Raw genomic sequence first — 4,123 nt, forward strand, 5'->3', positions numbered from 1 at the left:
ACGCCCTGCGCCACCAGGGCCTGCAACAGCGGGTGGTAACCGGGACGCTCCTGCGCCTCCGGGCCACCGTGCAGGCTGATCGCGGTGGGCCAGGGACCTGGCCCGGCCGGGCGGTAGAGCCAGCCGGAGAGCGGCAACCCGTCGCGGGCCCGCAGGTCGACAAGGTACGGCGCGACACCGGCGTCGTCCGTACGCGCGGCGGTGTCCGACCGCAGCGGGCGCGACGCCCCGGTCGACGGGTCGACCAGCCACACCTCGCGGGGCCGCACCGGCCCCTGCGCGGTGAGGCAGAGCAGGCCGCCGTCGGCGGCGAAGACGGCGTCGCCGAGCACCTCGCCGGGGGCGGCGACGGCCCGCTGCACCCCGCTGGTGAAGTCGAGCAGGCTCAGCTCGCTGCGCCCGCCGTAGGTGTTCCACAACAGCGCGCCGCGCTGCCCGTCCGCGCTCGGCGTGACGTGTTCCAGCTCGGCGTCCGGCCGACCGGCGAGCCGGGTCGGCGGTTGCTCCGGTCGGGTCAGGTCGACCCGCACCAGCGCGGCCAGTTCCGAGTACGCGTCGGTGCGGGCCAGCACGCTCGTGCCGTCCGGGCCGAACCACCCCTGGTCGGTGCTGCCCCGTCCGCTGTCGGGCAGCAGCCGCCGGCGAACCCCGGTGGCCACGTCGAGCAGCTCCAGCCAGCGGGCGTTGCGCGGGCCGCGACGCAGCAGGGCCGCCCCGCCGTCCGCCGTGACGTCCAGGAGGGTGAGCAGCTCACCCTCGGCGAGCACCCGCCGGTGTCCGGTGGCCGCGTCGACCAGCAGGGCCCGCCCGTGCGCGTCGGTCTCGGTTACCGCCATCAGCGCGCCGCAGGCCAGCCACTGCCCGTCCGGGGACCAGCTCAGCGCGAGCACCGGCTCGTCGCCGACGGGCAGCGCGACGGGCGTGCCCGCGTCCACCTCGCAGACCCAGACGCCGGGCGTACCCGCCCGGTCGGAGAGGAACGCCACCCGGCGACCGTCCGGCGACGGCGCGGGGGCGAAGTCCGCACCCACCGGCGGCGACACCGGACGGGGGATCGCGGGTCGGGCCCGCCGGGCGGTGCGTGGCGCCTCGGTCCGTACGCTCATCTAAACCCCGATCCGCTGCAACCAGAGCTCCAGCAGCCCGAGCTGCCAGAGCGCGTTGGAGCCCAGCGTGGTCCGCCGGGCGTTCGGCGCGTCCAGCAACTCCTCCAGGTAGTCCTTGCGGAACAGGCCCCGCTCGCGCGCCGGTCGGGCGGTCAGCGCGTCCCGCACGTCGTCGAGCAGCGGGCCGGCGAGGTGCCGGATGGCGGGCACCGGGAAGTAACCCTTGGGCCGGTCGATCACCTCGTCCGGGACGATGCCCCGGCTCGCCGCCTTCAGCACACCCTTGCCGCCCTGCGCGAGCTTCATCGCCGGTGGGCAGGCGGCGGCCAGCTCGACCACCTCGTGGTCGAGGAACGGCACCCGGGCCTCCAACCCCCACGCCATCGTCATGTTGTCGACCCGTTTCACCGGGTCGTCGACCAGCATCACCAGGCTGTCCAACCGCAGCGCCGCGTCCAGCGCGGTGTCCGCGCCGGGCGCGCCGAAGTGCGCGGCGACGAACTCCAGGCTGGCGTCGTGGTCGAGCATCCACTCGGGCGCCAGGTGCCCGCCGAGCGCGTCGTGGCGACGATCGAAGAACACCCGGGCGTACGCCTCGACGGCGTCCGCACGGGCCACGTTGGCCATCGGCGGGTACCAGTCGTAGCCGGCCAGGATCTCGTCCGCGCCCTGCCCGGACTGCACCACGGTGATCCGCTGCGAGACCTCCTCGGAGAGCAGGTGGAACGCCACGCAGTCGTGGCTGACCATCGGCTCGCTCATCGCCGCGATGGCCTGGTGCACGGCGGGGACGAAGCGCTGCGCGCCGATGCGGATCTGCTGGTGGTCGGTGTCGAAGTGGCGGGCCACCAGGTCGGAGTAGTGGAACTCGTCGCCGCTCTCCCCCGCCGCCGCCTCGAAGCCGATGCTGAAGGTGGCCAGGCCGCTCTGGCCCTGCTCGGCCAGCAGGGCGACGATCAGGCTGGAGTCGAGACCGCCGGAGAGCAGCACGCCGACCGGCACGTCGGCGACCATCCGCCGACGTACGGCGGTGCGCAGCGCGGCCATGAGCCGCTCCTGCCACTCGTCGGCGGACATGGCGGGGGCGGCGGCCCGGTTGAACTCCGGCCGCCAGTAGGTGGTGTCGGTGCTCCGACCGTCCGCGGTGATCACCCGCACGGTGGCCGGCGGCAGCTTGCGGACCCCGGTGAGGATCGTGCGGGGCGGCGGCACCACCGAGTGGAAGCTCATGTAGTGGTGCAGCGCCACCGGGTCGAGGTCGGTGTCGACGTCACCGGCGGCGAGCAACGCCGGCAGCGTCGAGGCGAAGCGCACCCGGCCCGGCCCCTCGGCCAGGTAGAGCGGCTTGATGCCGAGCCGGTCCCGGGCCAGCACCACCGTGTGCGTGGCCAGCTCGACCAGGGCGAACGCGAACATCCCGTAGAACCGTTCGACGCAGGCGGTCCCCCACCTGTGGTACGCCTTGAGGATCACCTCGGTGTCCGAGGTGGACCGGAAGGCGTAACCGGCGGCGGTCAGCTCGTCGCGCAACTCCCGGTAGTTGTAGATGCAGCCGTTGAAGACGGTCGCCAGACCCAGCTCCGGGTCGACCATCGGCTGCGCCCCCGCGTCGGACAGGTCGATGATGCGCAGCCGGCGATGCACCAGGGCCACCGGTCCGTGCTGCCACCGCCCCTCGCCGTCCGGTCCCCGGGAGGCCAGCGCGGGGAGCATCCGCTCGACGGCCGCCAGGTCCGGTGGTGACCCGTCGAGGCGGAGTTCGCCGCCGATACCGCACATTCGCACGCACCTCTCATCGGCTGGGTCCGCTGGGCCGCTGACCGGTCCAGGCTTGGCGGGCCGGGTTGCGTCCCGATGACGGGTCAGTCAAGCGTGGTGTACACCGGCGGTTCGTCGGCTCCACCGAGCAGCCAGGTGTCCTTCGACCCGCCACCCCGCGACGAGTTGACGATCATGCTGCCGGCCGGCGCCACCCGGGTCAGCGCCACCGGCGCCACCTCGGCGGTGTCACCGAGGAACACGAACGCCCGCAGGTCGACGTGGCGGGGAGCCAGCGCCGCGCCGTCGAAGACCGGGTGGGTGGTCAGCGCGACCACCTCCTGGGCGATCCACCGGTGCGGGGCCGCGAGGATCTGCTCCCGGACCGCGTCCAACTCCTCCGCCTCGGCCCGGGGGCCGATCACCACCCGGTCACCGCCGTACCCGTCGACCGGCTTGAGCACCAGCTGGTCGAGTCGGCCCAGCACCTCGGCCCGCTGCTCGGGCAGTCCGCACAGGTACGTGGGCACGTCTCCCAGCAGCGGCTTCTCGCCCAGGTAGTACTCGATCAGCCGGGGAACGTAGGCGTACAACGCCTTGTCGTCGGCGACGCCGTTGCCCAGCGCGTTGGCCAGCGTGAGCCGCCCGGCGTGCACCGCGGCGAGCAGCGGCCACCCCAACGGCACCCCGTCCGCGCCCGGCGCGTGCAGCAGCGCCTCCTCGTCCATCCGCAGGTAGATCACGTCGACCTCGCGGCGGCAGCCCTCGCGGACCAGCCGGACCCGGCCCTCCTCCACCAGCAGGTCGCTGGTCTCGGTCAGCGGAACCCCCATCTCGTCGGCGAGCAGCCGGTGCTCGAACCAGGCCGGATCACCCGGGCCGCTGCTGAGCACCACCACGGCGGGGTCGTCGGCCGCGGCCGGCGCGGCGGCGACCAACGCCCGGTACAGCATCGCCGGCGTCTCGTCGGCGGGCAGCAGGTCCTCCGGCACCGGCAACTCCGGCAGCACCGCCCGGGTCAACCGACGGTTCTGCACCGCGTAGCCGAGCCCGGAGGGCACCCGCAGGTTGTCCTCCAGCACGTACCAGCCGCCGTCCGGGTCGCGGACCAGGTCGGTGCCGGACACCTGGGCGCGGGTGCCCCGCCGGCCCATCAGCGCCCCGGTCGGGCGCAGCCCGGGTGACGACTCCACCACCCACGCCGGCACCACGCCGTCGGCCACCACGGCCCGGTCGGCGTAGACGTCGCGCAGGAACGC

2 protein-coding genes and 1 pseudogene are annotated in these 4,123 nt (G+C 74.2%); all 3 read right to left on the reverse strand.

Going from position 1 to position 4,123, the window contains the following annotated elements; translation table 11 throughout:
* Positions 1-1,106 (reverse strand): annotated as a pseudogene (locus tag KBX53_RS24620) (PD40 domain-containing protein); the annotation flags it as partial.
* Positions 1,107-2,885 carry an N-acetylglutaminylglutamine amidotransferase gene (locus tag KBX53_RS24625; protein WP_210861894.1) on the reverse strand — a complete coding sequence of 593 codons (1,779 nt, stop codon included), beginning with the start codon at positions 2,883-2,885 and terminating at the stop codon, positions 1,107-1,109.
* Positions 2,886-2,968: 83 nt separating this feature from the next.
* Positions 2,969-4,123 (reverse strand): circularly permuted type 2 ATP-grasp protein (locus KBX53_RS24630; protein ID WP_210861896.1); only part of this gene is annotated, 1,155 nt, incomplete at its 5' end.

Source organism: Micromonospora sp. M51, from assembly GCF_018070305.1.
GTDB classification, from domain to species: domain Bacteria; phylum Actinomycetota; class Actinomycetes; order Mycobacteriales; family Micromonosporaceae; genus Micromonospora; species Micromonospora parva.

Coding starts and splice junctions, on each gene's coding strand:
- KBX53_RS24625 (WP_210861894.1), bottom strand. CDS start 2,885: ATGTGCGGTATCGGCGGCGAACTCCGCCTCGACGGGTCACCACCGGAC.